Genomic DNA, 17,289 nt, shown 5'->3' with positions numbered 1-17,289 from the left:
TTGGGCCGGGCGGCGATCCGCAAGCAACAAGAAAGTGACTCGGCCGGGTGGCCGAAACCCGGGGCATCAGCACGCGCGGTAATCGCCCATAATTCCGACCGACAAGCTACAAAACACGCCCTCAAATCACCTCCAGCAACCGCTTGCGATCAATCTTCCCGCTGGCCGTCTTCGGCAAACACTCCAGCAGCACAATCCGCCCCGGCACCATGTAGTGCGGCAGACTGCGCTGCAGCTCGCGACGGATCGCTACCCGGCTCAGCGCACCGACCTCGCACAGCTCCACATAGCCCACCAGACAGGCCTCATCGCCCTCGCCATGCAGTCGGACCGCGGCGTCCTGCACGCCGGCCAGCCGACGCAGACTGGCCTCGATCTCGCCCAGCTCGATACGAAAACCGCGCAGCTTGATCTGGTCGTCACGCCGTCCGCAGTACAGGTAGACATCCTCGCCGACGCGTCGCGCCCGGTCGCCGGTGCGATACAGCCGCCTGCCGTGCCAGTTGATGAAGGCCTGCGCGGTGAGGTCGTCGCGCTGCCAGTAGCCATCGGCCAGCGACGGCCCCTCGATGCACAGCTCGCCCTCGCCGCCCGGCGCGACCGCGTGGCCGTGCTCGTCCAGCAGCCAGTGACGGTAGCCGTCCAGCGACTGGCGCAGCAGCACGCCGGCCTCTTCGAGCGGCAGTTCGATACGCGCCATCAGCGACCACACCGTGGCCTCGGTCGGTCCGTAGCAGTTCCACAGTTCGCCCACGCAGCCGCCCAGACGGGCCGCCAGCGTGGCATCCAGCGCCTCGCCGCCGCACAGCGCCCGCAGCCCGGGCCGTCCTTGCCAGCCGGCCTTGAGCAGCATGCGCCAGAACACCGGGGTGGCCTGCAGGGTGTTGAGATCGCTGCGCCGCTCGAGCACCTGCAGCAGCTCGACCGGGTCCTTGTGGGTCGGCGCGCAGATCACCTCGACATAGCCGCCGCTCCACAGCGGGCCGAGCATCTCCAGCAGCGAGATATCGAACGCCGGGGTGGTGGTGAACAGCCAGCGCGTCGCCGGGCCGATGCCCAGTCGCGCAGTCGCAGCGGCGAGGAAGTTGGCCAGCGCGGCGCGGTTGATCACCACGCCCTTGGGCCGGCCGGTGGAGCCGGAGGTGAACATCATGTAGGCCGGCAGGCGCTCGTCCTGCTCGGGCCATTCCAGCTCGCCGGCGAGGCCCGGGCGCAGCTGCCAGGTGGGCTGCGCGAACGCCACCGGCTGGTCCTGCAGCACCAGGCTCAGCTGCGCATCGCTGGCGATGCCTTGCAGCCGTTCGTGCGGAAACTCGGGTTCCAGCGGCACGAAGCACAACCCTTCGCGCAGACAGGCCAGCACGCTGGCGACCAGATCCGGCGAGCGTTGCAGGTGGATGCCGACCCGCTCACCCGCCCGCAGGCCGCACTGGCGCAGCTGCATGGCGATAGCCGCGACCCGCGCCTGCAGCTCGGCGTAGCTGAAGCTGTCGCCCAGACAGCCCAGCGCCGGGCGCACGGCGTGGCGCTGGAACTGCTCGGTGAAATGCCGCTCAAGCGTAGGCATGGCAGTCCTCCGTTTGCTCGGCCAACTCAAGCAGATTGTCCTGCAGCAGAGTCAGCAGCTGATCGTTCAGCTCGGCGCGCAGATTGCCGATCTGCCGCAGAGTCAGGCGGCCGTCGAACACGCCGCCGTGCAGGCTGATCAGCTCCGCCGAGGGATTATCCGCCGCGCTCGGCCGGCCCGGGGCGATGGGCAGTGCCTGCCAGGCGTCCGTGCCGCTCTGGTAGACGCCAAGGTAATTGAGCGCCACCGTCGGCAACGGCAGGTGCGCCCGAAAATCAGGATTGGCGCGCAGCGGCAGGTAGCCGACACCCTTGTCCGGCACTCGCCGCAGCTGTTCGGCGGCGTGGCGCAGCAGCTGCGGCCAGTCCGTTTGGTCGTGCAGCGCCAGCGGGAACATGCTGGTGAACCAGCCGACCGTGCGGCTGACATCCAGCATCGGGTCGATGGCCTCGCGGCCGTGGCCTTCGAGCATGATCCACTGCCGCTCGCCCAGCCCGAGCCCGTGCAGCGCGCGGGTCAGTGCAGCCAGCAGCAGCTCGCGCATGTCCACGGAAAAATGCCGGGCGGCCTGCTGCAGCTGGCGCGTCAGTGCCTCGCTCAGTTCCAGCTTCTGTTCACGCGGCGCGCCGCTACCCGCCCAGCCCGCCGGCGGTGCCTCGGGCATGCCGGCCAGTTCGGCACGCCAGTACGGCAGCTGCGCCTCGGCGCGACGCGCATAGGCGGCCAGTCCCTCGCCCCACTGGCGGTAGCTGCTGGTCTTGGCTGGTAGCGCCTCGCCGCGCGCGAGCCGGCGCAGGTCATCGACCAGGATGCGCCAGGACACCGCATCGATGGCCAGATGATGCACGGCGATGAACAGCCCGCGCGCACCGCCGGCGAGGTTATCGATCAACGCCCAGGCCAGGTTGCGACCCTGCGCCGGCTGCATATGCGCCTGCAGCTCGGTCAGCGCCTGCTGCAAGCCGTCCTCGCCAGGCGTTGCCGCATCCAGCCGTGCCGGTTCGCTCAACGGCAGATGCGCCAGATAGCGCTGGCCGCGCGCATCTACCGCCAGGCGCAGCGCGTCGTGATGGCGCAGCAACTGGCGCATGAAATCCATCAGCTGCGCCACCTCGATGTTGGCCGGCAGGCGCAGCACCACGCCCTGATTCCAGTGTTGCGGGCTGGCGAACGGCTGTTCGAAGAACCACTGCTGGATCGGTTGCAGGGCGAAGGCTTCGCCCTGCAGCACGCCCTGCTCGGCGCGGATCGCCACCCGTTCGCGCGGCTGGCCGAGCACGCGGCACAGGCGCCGCACAGTGCGCGCCTCGAATACTTCCCTGACCGTGCAGGCATGCCCGGCATCGCGCAGGCGGGTGGTCAGCTGGATGCTCAGGATCGAATCGCCGCCGAGGGCGAAGAAGTCGCTCTCGACCCCCAGCGGCTGCTCAAGTACGCCCTGCCAGATCGCCAGCACCGCCGCTTCCAGCTCGTCCGCCGGCGGCACCAGGACGGCGCTGTCGGCCAGTTCCACCGGCGGCAGACGCCGCAGGTCGAGCTTGCCGTTGGCGGTCAGCGGCATGCGCTCGAGCAGGATCAGCCGCACCGGCAGCATGTATTCCGGCAGGCGCCGCGCCACGTCCTGCAGGATGGCGTCGGCGTCCGGCATGGCTTCACCCGCTTTGACCGAGGCGTAGGCCACCAGCGCCTGACGCTGGCCCTGGCGGGCGACAATGACCTTGATCTGTTGCAGCGCCGGGCAGCTGATGCCCAGCTGCGCCTCGATCTCGCCGGGTTCGATGCGATAGCCGCGCAGCTTGATCTGCTCGTCGATGCGGCCGAGGTACTGGTAGTCGCCGTTGGCGAGCAGGCGCGCGCGGTCGCCGGTGTGATACAGCCGCACCGTCACGCCGGCGATCTCATGCTCGCGGAACACCGCGGCGGTGCGCTCCGGCTGGTTCAGGTAGCCGCGCGCCAGGCCCAGTCCGGCCAGGCACAGTTCGCCCGGTACGCCGACCGGGCAGAGCCTGCCGTGCGCGTCGAGTACCAGTGCCTGCATGCCGTCGATGGGCCGGCCGATGCTCGGTGTCGTGCCGGGTTCGATGCGCTTGGTCAGCGCGGTGACGGTGGCCTCGGTCGGGCCATACATGTCGATCAGGCGGAACTGCCGGCCCCAGCGCTCGGCCAGCGCCGCCGGGCAGGCCTCGCCGCCGAAGCCGACCGCCTTCATCGCCGGCAGCGGCCGCGCCGGCAGCGTCGCCAGCAGCGCGGTGGCGAAGATCATGTGGGTGGTGCGCGTGCGCTCGATTTCGTCCAGCAGGCCCTCGCCGGGGTCGGCCCAGAGCAGGCAGGCGCCATGGGTCAGCGGCAGCAGCGCGCACATGTTGCCGGCGTCGAACGACAGCGACATGCAGTCGAGCATGCGGTCGCCCGGGCCGATCTCGAGGCGACGGCCATGATCCAGCAGCAGGTTGGCCAGCGCGCCGTGCTCGACCATCACGCCCTTGGGCAGGCCGGTGGAACCGGAGGTGTAGATCACCTGCGCCAGCTGCTGCGGCTCGTCGCTGCGCGGCGGCGCCTCCGGCGACTGGGCATCCAGCTGCGCGCACAGCTCGGGGTCGTTCAGATCGACCCAGCGCAGCTCGCCCAGCGCGAACGGCGCGGCGCCGGCACCGAGCAGCAGGTCGAGCCCGGCATCGCTGACGATATGGGCGATGCGCTCGGCCGGGTAATCCGGATCCAGCGGCACATAGGCACAGCCGGCCTTCCACACCGCGAGCGCGGCGACTGCGAAGGCGTTCTCGCGCCGCGCCAGCACCCCGACCAGCGCACCCGGCCGGCAGCCCTCGGTTTGCAGCCAGTGCGCCAGCCGATTGGCCCGCGCATCCAGCTCGGCGTAGCTGATGTGGCCTGCGCCTTCATGCAGCGCCACGGCCTGCGGCTGGTGGCGCACCCAGTCCTCGAACAGCGACAGCGGCGTCAGCCCGTGCGGGTAGCCCGCCGGCAGCGCCGCCAGCCGCTCGCCGGTGGCGCGCAGCAGTTCGTCATCGAGCAGTGGCAGTTGCCAGATGTCCTGCGCGGGGTCGGCGACCACCGCCTGCAGCAGCCGCAGCAGGCGGCTGGCGTAACCCTCGACGGTGCTGCGCTCGAACAGCGCGGTGGCGTACAGCCAGTCGATGCGCACCGCATCCATCAGCTCGGTGACCTTCACCGAGATATCGGTCTTGGCCGGCAGCGCCGGAGAGGTTTCCTCCACTGCGGCGCAACCGGGGATCAGGTCGTTGAAATCGACCCGCGCCTGGTACACCAGCATGATCTGGAAGATCGGGTTGATCGCCGTATGCCGCTCCATGCCCAGCGCCTCGCCGAGCGCCTCGAAGCGGTACAGCTGATGGTCGAAGGCCTCCAGATCGTCCTGCCGGCACTGGCGCAGGTAGTCGCTGAACGATTGCTGCTCGGGCAGCTGCGTGCGCAGCACCAGGGTGTTGACGAAGAAGCCCACCAGCGCCTCGATGTCCGGGCGTTCGCGGTAGGCCAACGGGGTGCCGACGACGATGTCGCGCTCGCCGCTGTGACGCGCCAGCAGCAGCGCGAACAGCGCGTGCAGGCCGATGAACGGCGAAGCGCTGTGGCGCTGGCAGAGCTGCTTGAAGCGCGCCCACAAGCCGTTGTCGATGGTCGAGAACACCAGCGCGCCGCCACTGGTCTGCTGCGCCGGGCGCGGCCGGTCCAGCGGCAGGCTGTGCACCTCGGGAATGCCGGCCAGGCGCTCGACCCAGAACGGCTTGTACTCGGCGTGGTAGTCGCGAAACAGCGGCGAGTTGAACCAGTGCGCGTAGTCGATGAAGGTCAGCGGCGGCTCGCCCCAGTCCAGCGGCTGGCGGTTCTGATAGGCGAGAAAGGCGATCTTGAGGTCGGCGAACATGTTCTTCACTGACCAGCCATCGGAAATGATGTGGTGCTGGTTGATCAGCAGCACGTGCTCGCGCGCGCCCAGGCGCAGCAGGTGCACGCGGGTCAGCGCGCCGCTGGCGAGATCGAACGGCCGCTCGATTTCCTCGCGCACCCGTGTGGCTACTCGCGCCTCGCGGGCTGATGCCTCCAGTCCGGTGAAGTCTTCATGGACCAGGGCGAAGCCGCGATGGGCGAGGATCTGCTGCTCGCCCTTGCCCTCGGCGTTGCGCAAAAAGCGCGTGCGCAGGCTGGCGTGGCGCCGCACCAGGGCGTCGAAGGCGAACTCCAGCGCCGCCACGTCCAGCTCGCCGTTGAGGCGGAAGAACACCGGCATGTTGTACAGGTGCGAGTGCTCCTGGTACTGCTCGATGAACCACAGCCCACTCTGCGACGAGGACAGCGGGCCGATGTCGGCGTGACGTGGCTCGATGGGCGCCTCGAACGCCTGCCGTGCGCGCAGGCAGCGGACGATGGCGTCGCGATTGGCGCGGATCAGCTGACCCAGCTCGGGCGTCAGTGCCTCCTGGCTCGATTGCGAGACCAGCTGGCCCTGGGCGTTGAGTGCCAGGTGTACGCCTTGCCCGGCGAGCTGCCGGAGCAGGCCGATGATGTTGTCGTGCATCTGCTACCTCTCAGGCTGCCAGGGTGGCACCGCCGTCGACGACGATGTCCTGCAGGGTGATGTGACTGGCCAGGTCCGAGGCGAGGAACAGCACCGTATTGGCCACCTCTTCGGGCGTGGCGATCTTCTGCAGCGGAATGCCGAGCTTGAACTGCTCGGGCAGGCCGGCGATGGTCCGCGCGCGGCCGCTGTCGTCGGTCCACATGCCGCGCTGCATGGCGGTATCGGTGGAGCCCGGCGACACCAGGTTGCAGCGCACGCCGCAGGTCGCCAGCTCCAGCCCGGCGGTGCGGATCAGGCTGGTCAGCGCCGCCTTGGATGCCGCGTAGGCGGCCATCTGCATGCGCGGCACCCGGGTCGCATTGCTGCTCACCGCCACCACCGCGCCACGGCCTTGCGCGCGAAAGCGCGGCAGCAGTTCGCGCAGCAGGTAGAACGGCCCGGAGACGTTGACCCGCAGCGAGTCGTCCCAGTCGGCCAGGCTCAGCTCTTCGATCGCGCCGAGGCGCAGGATGCCGGCGACGCTGGCGAACACGTCGATGCCCTGCCCCGGCACCAGCAGCTCGGCGCAGGCCTGACGCACGGCGGCGGCATCGCCCACATCGAGCACATGGGTGCGATAGCCGTAGTCGCACTCCGGGAACGCGCGGTCCAGCCCCACCACCTCACCGCCGAGCCGGGCAAAGCCCTCGGCCACCGCGCGGCCGATGCCTTGGCCGGCGCCGGTGACCCAGATGCGCCGCCCGCGAAAATCCATCTGCTGTGTCATCTGCATGTCCTCACCAGACCAGTTCCACCTGCGCTTCCCCCTGCCGCAGCCGGCTGTCGAGGAAGCGGCAGAAATCCGCCAGACAGGGGTTGTCGAACACATCCGAAACCTTCACCGCGGTGCCGAACTCGGCGGCCAGGCGGTTGACGATCTGGATGGTCTGCAACGACTGGCCACCGAGTTCGAAGAAGTTGTCCTGCGCCTGAATGCCGCCGACGCCGAGGATCTGCTGCCAGATGGCGCTGACCCGCTGCTGGGTGGCATCGTCCAGCACCTCCGTCGTCGCACCCTGCAGGTACTCGGCCTGCAGGCGCTTGCGGTCGAGCTTGTTGCTGCCGGTGCGCGGCAGCGCGCGGTAGTGGCGGTAGTCGGTCGGCACCATCGCCGCCGGCAGTACCTGGCCCAGCGCGCGGCGAAGCGCGCGCAGGTCGTCACACGGGCCAGCGACGAAGGCCACCAGCCGGCGCAGGCCGCCACCCAGCTCGAGGCCGAGCACGCAGGCCTCGTCGACGCCGTCCAGCGCCAGCAGGCGCGCCTCCACCTCGCCGGGCTGGATGCGGTAGCCGCTGATCTTGAATTCGTTGTCCAGCCGGCCGAGGTAGACCAGCCGGCCATCGACGCGGCGCACGCGGTCGCCGGTGCGGTACACGGTTTCCTCGTGCGCACCGATGCGCAGACGGGCAAACGCCGCAGACGCGCTGTTGATATAGCCGTTGGCTAGTTGTGCACCGCACAACACCAGCTCACCCTCGGCGGCCGGGCGGTCGCCGCGTTCGAGCACCAGTGCCTGTACGGTCGCCAGCGGCAGGCCGATGGGCAGGCGTTCGGCGTTGGCATCGACCGTCTGCAGGTCGCAGCTGCTGGCGACCACCGTGGCCTCGGTCGGCCCGTAGGTGTTGATCAGCCGCAGTTGCGGCCTCGCCACCTGTTGCCAGGCTGCCAGCTGCTCGGGAAATACCGCCTCGCCGCCGATGATCACCGTCTTCAGCCCGGCTGGAATCCGCGTCTGGCCGCTGCGCAGCGCCACCACCCATTCGTTCCAGAACGCGGTCGGCAGGTCGACGATGCTGATCGCCTGCGCCTCGATTCCGTCGACGAACGTATCGATCGACTGCAGCAGCGCATCGGTACGCAGCACCAGGGTCGCGCCGGCGCTCAGGCTGACGAAGACTTCCTCGACGCTCGCATCGAAGTTGAACGGCGCGAACTGCAGCATGCGGTCGTCCGCCGTCACGCCGTAGCGCAGGCGCGCCGCCGCGCTGAAGTGATCCAGCGCGCGATGGCTGATCTCCACGCCCTTCGGCGTGCCGGTGGAGCCGGAGGTGAACATCAGATAGGCCGCCGCCTCGCCGCTGCGCGGCGCATGCCGGCGCTCATGGCTGGCGAGCTGGCCGACCAGCTGGATCGGTCCGGCGTAGCTGTCGGCCAGGCGATGCCGATAGGCCGCCTCGGTGATCACCAGCGCCAGCTCTGCGCTGGTGCAGATCAGCGTCTGCCGTTCGGCCGGCTGTTCGGCATCCAGCGGCACGTAGACGGCGCCCGCCAGCAGCACGCCGAGCTGGGCGAGGATCGCCTCGGGCGAACGCGCGAGCATGACGCCGACCCTCTCGCCGGGTTGCACGCCCTGCTCCGCCAGCGCCGCGGCGATCTCCTCGGCGCGCGCGAGCAGCGCGGCGTAGTTCAGCCTGCGCTCGCCCTGACACAGGGCGATGCGCTCCGGCTGGCGCTCGGCGTGAGCGCGGATCGCCGCCAGCACGCTGGTCACCTCGCCCAGCTGCGCCTGTTCCGCGGCCGGCGCGCTGAGGCGCTGGCGAAATCGGTAATCGGCCATCCAGGCATCGAGGACCAGGTCGCGCGGCAGCTCGGGTGCCGCCAGCCAGCGGCGCAGCAGCGCGAACAGCTCCTCCTGCAGCGCCTGCAGATGCTCGGCGCTGTAGCACGCCGGGTTGGCGTCGTAGTCCAGCTGCGGAATGCCATCGGCACCGACCTGCACTTCCAGGGTCAGGTCCTCCACCGGCCCGGCGCTGAGGTTGAGCGTGCGTGCCGCCAGCTCGCCGTAGGCCAGCGGGCGATCAAACGGCATGATGTTGATCAGCGGGCCGAACAGCCGCTGCTCGCCACCGACGCGGCCAAGGTCGCGGCGCAGCGCTTCGTAGCGGTAATGCTGATGCTTGCGGCTGGCGCGGCGCAGCTTGCCGATCGCCTTTGCAGTGGCGATCAGGCTGGCCTCGCCATCGGCCTGCAGGCACAGCGGCGCGATGTTCATCTGCATGCACGGCACGTTGAACGCCGCCGAACCGATGCGATTCATCACCATCAGCCCCAGTACCTGAGCGTCGCTGCCGCTGACCTGGCGCAGCTGGGCGCTGAGCCCGGCCAGCAGCAGATCGGCCCAGCCGATGCCGTGGGCGTCGGCGGTGGTGCTCAGCGCCTGCCACAGCGACGACGGAAAGCGCGCGCCGTGACGCACGAAGGTCGCCGAGATCGGCGCGCTGCGCTCGCTGAAGCTGACCGGCGCCGGCAGCCGCGAGAAGGTCTCCAGCCAGTAGCTGCGTGCGGCGGCGGTCTTGTTTTGCGCATCGCGCTCGGCGTCCTCGGCGAGTACATCGGCATAACGGCCGAAGCCGCAGGCGGGTGCCAGCTCTCCGCGCACGGCAGCGCTGTAGAGTTCGGCGATGCGCTGGTACAGCAGGTTGGTGCCGTAGCCATCGAGGGCGATGTGGTGCACGCAGCTGTAGAGAAAATCCTGCCCGGCCGCGCGCAGCAGGACGAAGCGGCAGGCCAGTTCGCGCTCAAGGTCGAACGGCTGGCGGATGTCGGCCATCGCCCAGTCGCGCACCCAGCTTTCGGCGTCGGCGAACGCCGGCACCTCCAGCTGCGCTACCGTCAGCGGCAGCTTGCAGGGTTCGAAGCACACCGTCTCGCCGTCGAACACATATAGCCCGCTGAGTGCCTCGCACTCGCCCACTGCCTGCTGCACGGCGGCGATCAGCAGCGGCGCCTGCACCTTGCCGGCGAAGGCGATGCACTCGGCGGTGTTGAACATGGCGCGGTCTTCGTTGAGCAGGTAGCCGTACCACAGGCCCTGCTGCGCATTGCCCAGCGGCCTCATGCGGCACCTCCGTGCTGTTGGATCTGCGCCCACCAGCCGTTGAGCGTCGGCGTCTTCGCCAGATCGGTGAAGCTCAGTTCCAGCCCCTGCTCGCGCCACTCGCTGAGCAGCGACATCACCTGGATCGAATCCAGGCCGTAGTCGAGCAGGTTCTCATCCGGGTCGAACGGCTCGTCGATCTCATCGAGCATGGCCAGCAGGCGTGCCTGCAATGCCTCGCGGGTCAGCGCCAGGCGCGGCACCCGGCCCAGTTCCAGTACCTCGCGGCATTCAATGACCCGCCCGCAGCGCGTGGCGACGTAGTTCAACGCCATCTGGTGGTCGGCCTGAGTGAAGTCGGCAATGCCATCGGCCAGCAGGAACGGCTGGATGTCGCGCATGAAGGCGTCGCAGGCAGTCATCAGGCAGCCGATGTGGCCGTAGATGCCACCGATGATCAGCTGATCACGGCCCAGCTCGCGCAGCAGGTGTTCCAGCGGCGAACGCTGGAAGGCGCTGTAACGCCATTTGACCAGCACGGTGTCGTCCGCCGCCGGTGCCAGGCCGGCAACGATGGCCTGGCGCGCCGGATACTGGGTGATGCCGGGGCCCCACATATCGTTGAGCAGCGCCCGCTCGGCGTTGGCCTGCTGCCCCGGTTGCGCGGTGTAGACCACCGGGATGCCGAGCGCCTTGCAGCGCTCGCGCACGGCGGCCAGGCGCTCGACTAGCGCGGCGACGAAGGTGCTGCCCTCGCCCCAGAAATCGCAGAAATAGTCCTGCATGTCATGGATCAGCAGCACCGCGCGCGCGGGGTCGACCGGCCACTGGACCTTGTTCACCGCCCATTCGGTTGGCAGGTTGTAGGGCGTGAGCGTGGGAATAGTCATGGAGCGAAGTCCTTATTCAGTAACGGGCAGTTGTTCGGCGAGGCGGCGGCGCAGACGGGTCTTGTCGACCTTGCCCACCGCCGTCATGGGCAGCGCCGCGACCTGCTCGATGCGGTCCGGCAGCTTGTAATCAGCGAGCCCGAGGCCACGCAGGTACTTGCGCAGGGCGACGCCCTTGAGCGTCGGCTCGCGGCTGACGATGAACGCGCAGCTCTTCTCGCCCATGCTCGGGTCCGGCATGGAAACCAGCGCGGCGTGGGTGACGGCCGGATGCGCCATCAGCAGGTTTTCCACTTCCTCGGCGGCGATCTTTTCGCCGCCGCGGTTGATCTGGTCCTTGATGCGTCCGACCACCACCAGGTAGCCGTCCGCGCGCAGCTGCACGAGATCGCCGGAGCGGTAGAAACCCTCGGCATCGAAGGCCTGGGCGTTGTGTTCCGGGCTCTGGAAATAGCCGCGGATGGTGTAGGGCCCGCGAGTCAGCAGCGCGCCGACCTGCCCCGGCGCGACCGGGCGTCCGTCGCGGTCGACCACCCTGACCTCGTCGTCCGGGCTCATCGGCCGGCCCTGGGTCAGGTAGACGTGTTCGTCGTCATCGTCCAGGCGGGTGTAGTTGACCAGCCCTTCGGCCATGCCGAAGACCTGCTGCAGACGACAGCCGAGCACCGCCGGGATGCGCCGCGCCTGCGCTTCCGGCAGTCGGGCGCCGCCGACCTGCAGCAACCGCAGCGAGGCCAGCTCCGCCTCGTGCCCGGGCGCCGCCTGCAGCCACAGCGACAGCGCCGGCGGCACCAGCGCGGCGACATTGACCTGCTGCGCGGCGATCAGCGCAAAACAGCTCGCCGGACCGGGATCGGCCGCCAGCACCACGCGGCCACCGGCGACGAACACGCCCAGCGCGCCGGGCGAGCTGAGCGGGAAGTTGTGCGCGGCCGGCAGTGCGCAGAGGTAACGGGTGTCGCGGTCGAAACCGCACAGCTCCACACTGCGCCGCACGCTGTAGTAGTAGTCGTCGTGGGTACGGGGGATCAGCTTCGGCGTGCCGGTGCTGCCGCCGGAGAGCTGGAAGAACGCCACCTCGTCGGCGGGCGTCGTCGCAAAGTCGCGTTCGACGGCCACCGGTTGCAGCCAGGCCGCCAGGCTGCGCGCTGCCTGACCGTCGGCATGCAGCAAGGCGGTGTCGATGCCGGCCAGCTGCTGCAGCTCGGCGAGAAACAGGTCGTCGTTCTGGAACAGCGGATGCAAACGGCTGGCGATCAGCAGGCGCGGACGGATCTGCTCGGCATAGGCGCGCAGTTCCAGCCGGCTGTGGCTGAACAGCGCGTTGACTGGCGCAATCCCAGCCTTGAGCAGCGCGAAGAAGACGATGTACAGCTCGGCCTGGTTGCCCAGCTGCACCAGCGCCCGGTCGCCCTGCCCGAGGCCGTGATTGGCCAGCCGCTGGGCCAGGTTGGTGGACAATGCATCCAGCTCGGCGTAGCTCAGCTCGCGCTCGCCGCAGACCACGGCGATGGCCTCCGGCTGCGTTTCGACCTGAACCGCGAGCATGTGGCTGAGCGGCTTGCCCAGCCAGTAGCCGGCCTGGCGGTAGCGCTCGGCGAATGCGTCCGGCCAGCGGGTGAACGGAATCAGGCTCACACGGCCTCCTTGTCGAGGCCGAAGGCGGCGAGCATGGTGCCGAGCTTGGTGCCGGTTTCGCGCCACTCCGCGTCCGGGCAGGACGCGCTGACCAGACCGGCGCCGGCGAACAGACGTACGCGAGTCTGCTGGATGATTCCGCAACGGATCACCACCGCCCATTCGCCATTGCCGGCGGCATCGCACCAACCGACGATGCCGCCGAACACGCCACGGTCGAATGGCTCCAGCTCGGCGATCACCTGCTTGGCGACGGCGGTGGGAAAGCCACACAGCGCCGGCGTCGGGTGCAGCCGGCAGGCCAGTTGCAAAGCCGATAACTCCTCGTTCAGCTCGCCGTCGATCGGCGTGGACAGGTGCCAAAGCTTGGCGGTCCTGAGCAGCGTCGGCGCCGACGGGATGTTCAGCGTGCGGCACAGCGGGCGCAGCTGGCGATCGAGATCGTCGATGACCAGTCGATGCTCGTGCTGGTCCTTGGCCGAATCCAGCAGTGCCCGCGCCGCCCACTCGTCCGCCAGCGGATCGAGCACGCGCTTGGCCGAGCCGGCCAACGGATTGGTGGCGAAGGCCGCCCCCTGCTTGCGCAGCAGCAACTCGGGGCTGGCGCCGATCAGTACGCCCTCGTCCGGCAGATCGACAGCGAACTGATAGGCCTCAGGATTCTGCTGGCGCAGACCCTGGAAGATCGTCTGCGCACAGGGTGGCTCGTCGAATTCCAGCTGCAACAGGCGCGACAGCACCGCCTTGTCGATTCGGCCGTCGCGCAGCATGTCCAGTGCCTGGTTCACCGCCTGGCGAAAGCCATCGTGGCCCGGCTGTTCGACGCACTGTCGTGCCGCGCCACAAGGCAGCCCGCAGATCGCGGTGGGTGGCGCAGCCGGTGGCAGGAATGCCAGATGCCGCGGCACGAAGAGCCGCGACGGCTGCTGCTTGTCGAAGGGAATCACACCAACCACGGCAGGATTCGCCAGCCCCGCCTCGCGCGCAGCGGCGAATGCCTGCCGCACGTCTCGATCGAGATCCTGGCCGTCAGCCTCAGCCGACGCCGTCACCGTGGCGAAACAGCCCGCGGCCTCGACTCCGCCCGCAGGCGAATAGAACCGGAAGCTGGGGTCAAAGATACGGCTCTGGCAGGCGCCAGAGGGAACAGCCTGAGCCCATGCGTTCACCGCGACCTCCTTAAATAATCTTAATCAGAATTATTATCGTTTGCGATCAGGGCGAGGAATTTAGTCACGCAGGACAGATGCGTCAAATTATTTCTGGGCGTTTTGCGCAGCGCATCGACATGCCAAACAGCCACCATCGAGCGATGGTGGGAGCGGCGAACTTATCTTCGCGCCGGTCGTCGAAACGGCGTCTACTACGGGGTAAACGGAGCCGAAATGCGGTCGAAAACCGGGAAAGATTCGATTGAGACCAGCGACCTTGCAACGACGGCTGTTCGCCATTCGCCAGCGGCAGTACGGCTGCGTACTGGCCTGGTTGCACTGCTGGGAATCGGCGTCGCACTGCCCGCCGCGGCGACGAATGGCCTGTCGCTGACCGAGCGCGATGCGCAGAACAAGCGCTGGAGCGCCGCGCTGGAGGCCAAACCGAATCGCCTATCGGCAGAACCAACGGCCAAGTACAACCACATCATCACTTACGGCCAGTCACTCGCCTCGGCGGCCGAGGGCTGGCCGGCGCTGTCGACGCAGCCGCGCTACGACAACCTCATGCTCGGCCAGGCCGTACGCTCGGCGACCTACAGCGGCGCCACCTTCAAAGCGGTCGGCGAGGCAGCATTCCTGCCGTTACGCGCGGTGGTGCAGCGCAAGGACGATGCTCGAGTCCTGCTCGAGCCGTCCGACATCGCCCGGCTCGATGCGCATGCGCAGGAGGAAGGCGAGTCGGTGGAAGTCGGCGCGCTGAACATGGCCCGCCACCTGTATCTACAGCAGCACGGCCGCAAGTCCGATCCGCAGCACTTGTTCGTCGCCAGCAATGCCGCGACCTCGGGCCGCTCCATCGCCCAGCTGTCCAAGACCGGCGGCACCCATGAGTACCGACGGGTGGCACAGGCGATGGACCAGGCAAAGGCACTCGCCGACGCCGAGAACGCCAGCTATGCCATCAGTGCCTTCTTCTGGATGCAGGGCGAGTTCGACTACTCGCACACCAACGGTGGGGTGAACGACAAAGCGCGCTACAAGCAGCTGCTGCGCCAACTGCGCGATGACCTCTATGCCGACACCCGTGCCATTACTGGGCAGGCGCAGATGCCGGCCTTCATCAGCTACCAGACCGACGCCAAGTCTTCGGTGAAGGACGGCTCGCTGGCGGTCGGCATGGCGCAGTGGGAACTCGCGCAGGAGGAGCCGAACTGGTTTCTCGCCGGTCCGGTGTATCCCTATGTCGACAAAGGCGTGCATCTGTCGGCGAACGGCTATCGCTGGTTCGGTCAGATGCTCGGCAAGGTCTACCATCGGGTCGTCGTCGAGCGGCGCAACTGGCAGCCGCTGGCGCCACGCCAGGCCACCTTCGCGGGTCGCGAGATCCTGCTCGACTTCCACGTGCCCGAGCCGCCGCTGCAGTTCGCCGAGCCCTACCTCGGACATGCCGCACGGCCGGTGAAGAACAAGGGCTTCATGGTCTACGACGACAAAGGCGAAGTGCCGCTGACGGCGGTGGAGATCGCCGCCGACACCATCGTCCGTCTGCGCGCCGGGCGCGAACTGGTCGGGCAGCCGCGCGTCACCTATGCCAGTTTCCAGGTCGGCGGTGCCGGCCAACTGCGCGACAGCGATGCCACGCGAGCCGACGCCAACTACGAATACCTGCCGGAACAGGGCATGCCCGACGAGGCGAACATCCCGGCGCTGGCCGGCAAGCCCTACCCGCTGCAGAACTGGAGCATCGCCTTCGAGCTACTGGCAAGCCCCGTTCAGGCGCCCTAGCGCTACCAGCCGAGGGTTTCTTTAAGGAAGGGAATGGTCAGCTTGCGCTGCGCCTGCAGCGAAGCCTGGTCGAGACGGTCGAGCAGCTCGAACAGCGCGCTCATGCTGCGCGCCCCGCGGGTGAGGATGAAGCGGCCGACGTCGTCCGGCAGATTCAGCCCGCGACGCGAGGCGCGCAGCTGCAACGCGCGCAGCTTGTCTTCATCGGACAACTGCTGCAGCTGGAATACCAGCGCCAGGCTCAGCCGCGACTTGAGGTCAGGCAACTGCACCGCCAGCTCACGCGGCGATGCATCGGCGGCCAGCAGCAGCCGTCGCCCGCCGTCGCGCAGGCGGTTGAACAGATGGAACAGCGCCTCCTCCCACACCGCATCGCCGGCCACCGCATCGAGATCGTCGAGGCAGACCAGCTCGCACTGCTCGAGGTTGTCGAGCAAGGCCGGGCCATACTCGGCGACGTCGGCCAGCGGCAGATAGACGGCCTGCTCGCCACGCTCCTCGACACGCAGACAGGCCGCCTGCAACAGGTGGCTGCGGCCGACGCCGATGCTGCCCCACAGATAGATGAGCTCATCCGACCAGCTGGCCATTGGCGAACAGAGGCGCTCGACATAGCCGAGTGCCGCGGCATTGGCGCCCGGATAGAAGTTGGCAAAGGTGGCGTCGTCACGCAGACGAACGCCGAGGGGCAGCTGGATGGGTTTCATGGCTCAGGCGGTGGTTCGGCCGCGACGGCGGCAGGCTCTGCGTAAAGGTCCGAGAGTTTATAGAGATCATGCACATGACGCAGCAGAACCATGATCACCGCCGCCACCGGCAACGCCAGCAGCACGCCGGTGAAGCCGAACAGCTGCCCGCCGGCGAGCACGGCGAAGATCACCGCCACCGGATGCAGGCCGATCCGGTCGCCCACCAGCATCGGCGTCAGCAGCATGCCCTCGAGCAACTGCCCGACAGTGAAGACCGCGGCAATGCCCAGCAGCGGGTACGGTTCCAGGCCGAACTGGAACAGCACGGCGACCAACGCTGCGCCGAAGCCGACGACGAAGCCCATGTACGGCACGATGCTCGCCAGGCCGGCAAGCACTCCGATCAGCAAACCCAGTTCCAGGCCGACCAGCATCAGACCGCTGGCGTAGATCACCGCCAGCGCGAGCATCACCAGCAGCTGGCCGCGCAGGAAGGCGCCGATCACCTCGTGGCACTCACCGATCAGCGCGACGATCATGCCCTCGCGGCGCCGCGGCAGCAGGCTGCGCAGCTTGGCCATGATCAGGTCCCAGTCGCGCAGCAGATAGAAGCTGACCACCGGCACCAGCAGCAGGTTGCCGATCCATGCCAGCAACGCGAGGCTCGAGGCCGTCGCCTGGCTGAGGATCACACCGACGATGTCGGTGGTGCTGCCCAGATGCCCGGACAATGCAGCCTTCAATTGGTCGAGGCGCCAGAAGTCCTCTTCCAGACCCAGCTGCAATTGCAGCCACGGCAGCGCCCGCTGCTGCAGCCAATCCAGCGCGAGCGGTGCCAGCTGATACAGATGCATAAGTTGCTTGCCAAGCATCGGCAGCAGTACCAGCAGAAGCAGAAGTAGCACCAGACTGAACAGACTGAAGACGGCGATCACCGCCCAGGTACGCGACAGCTTCCAGCGTTCGAGGCGATCAACCAGCGGATCGCCCAGATAAGCGAGCAGAATGCCCAGCAGAAACGGCGAGAGAATCGGTGTCAGCAGGTAGACCAGCCAGCCGCACAGCAGCAGGCCGGCAAGCCACAGCCAGCGGTTGGAGTCGGTTATCGTCATTACGCGGGGCCTTGGGTCGGGGGATTGCGAGGCGCTTCG

The 17,289-nt window shown here is 68.3% G+C and carries 10 protein-coding genes; 1 reads left to right on the top strand and 9 read right to left on the bottom strand.

Annotation, left to right across the window (positions count from 1 at the left end; translation table 11 throughout):
* Positions 1-121 precede the first annotated feature (121 nt).
* The 7 genes from N8H22_RS07755 to N8H22_RS07725 are packed head-to-tail and all read right to left on the bottom strand — an operon-like array spanning position 122 to position 13,679.
* Positions 122-1,567, bottom strand: a complete 1,446-nt coding sequence (locus N8H22_RS07755; protein WP_264590043.1) for an amino acid adenylation domain-containing protein — start codon at positions 1,565-1,567, stop codon at positions 122-124.
* A complete protein-coding gene (locus N8H22_RS07750) occupies positions 1,554-6,122 on the bottom strand; it encodes a non-ribosomal peptide synthetase (RefSeq protein ID WP_272890734.1) in 4,569 nt (1,522 codons plus the stop codon). The genes N8H22_RS07755 and N8H22_RS07750 overlap by 14 nt, the downstream gene beginning before the upstream one ends.
* A gap of 10 nt (positions 6,123-6,132) precedes the next feature.
* Entirely contained in the window at positions 6,133-6,897 is a 765-nt protein-coding gene (gene dhbA, locus N8H22_RS07745) for a 2,3-dihydro-2,3-dihydroxybenzoate dehydrogenase (RefSeq protein ID WP_346658377.1), read from the bottom strand.
* A gap of 4 nt (positions 6,898-6,901) precedes the next feature.
* Positions 6,902-10,003 (bottom strand): amino acid adenylation domain-containing protein, encoded by a 3,102-nt coding sequence (locus N8H22_RS07740; RefSeq protein ID WP_264590042.1) that lies wholly within the window; start codon positions 10,001-10,003, stop codon positions 6,902-6,904.
* Entirely contained in the window at positions 10,000-10,872 is an 873-nt protein-coding gene (locus N8H22_RS07735; RefSeq protein WP_264590041.1) for an isochorismatase family protein, read from the bottom strand. Before N8H22_RS07735 ends, N8H22_RS07740 begins: the two co-directional genes overlap by 4 nt.
* 12 nt (positions 10,873-10,884) lie before the next feature.
* Positions 10,885-12,510, bottom strand: coding sequence for a (2,3-dihydroxybenzoyl)adenylate synthase (locus N8H22_RS07730; RefSeq protein ID WP_264590040.1), 1,626 nt, complete (start codon positions 12,508-12,510; stop codon positions 10,885-10,887).
* A complete protein-coding gene (locus N8H22_RS07725) occupies positions 12,507-13,679 on the bottom strand; it encodes an isochorismate synthase (protein WP_264590039.1) in 1,173 nt (390 codons plus the stop codon). Before N8H22_RS07725 ends, N8H22_RS07730 begins: the two co-directional genes overlap by 4 nt.
* Positions 13,680-13,895: 216 nt before the next feature.
* On the opposite strand from N8H22_RS07725, the gene N8H22_RS07720 reads away from it, so the two are divergent.
* Positions 13,896-15,449, top strand: a complete 1,554-nt coding sequence (locus N8H22_RS07720; RefSeq protein ID WP_264590038.1) for a sialate O-acetylesterase — start codon at positions 13,896-13,898, stop codon at positions 15,447-15,449.
* 2 nt (positions 15,450-15,451) lie between these two features.
* Here the strand turns inward: N8H22_RS07720 and hda are convergent, their stop codons facing one another.
* Positions 15,452-16,156, bottom strand: coding sequence for a DnaA regulatory inactivator Hda (gene hda, locus N8H22_RS07715; protein ID WP_264590037.1), 705 nt, complete (start codon positions 16,154-16,156; stop codon positions 15,452-15,454).
* Positions 16,153-17,250 (bottom strand): AI-2E family transporter, encoded by a 1,098-nt coding sequence (locus N8H22_RS07710; protein ID WP_264590036.1) that lies wholly within the window; start codon positions 17,248-17,250, stop codon positions 16,153-16,155. The genes hda and N8H22_RS07710 overlap by 4 nt, the downstream gene beginning before the upstream one ends.
* Between the last annotated feature and the right edge of the window lie 39 nt (positions 17,251-17,289).

Source organism: Stutzerimonas sp. S1 (assembly GCF_025966695.1).
GTDB lineage: Bacteria > Pseudomonadota > Gammaproteobacteria > Pseudomonadales > Pseudomonadaceae > Stutzerimonas.
The sequence above is the reverse complement of the archived record's forward strand: the minus strand, read 5'-3'. Positions and strand labels throughout refer to the sequence as shown.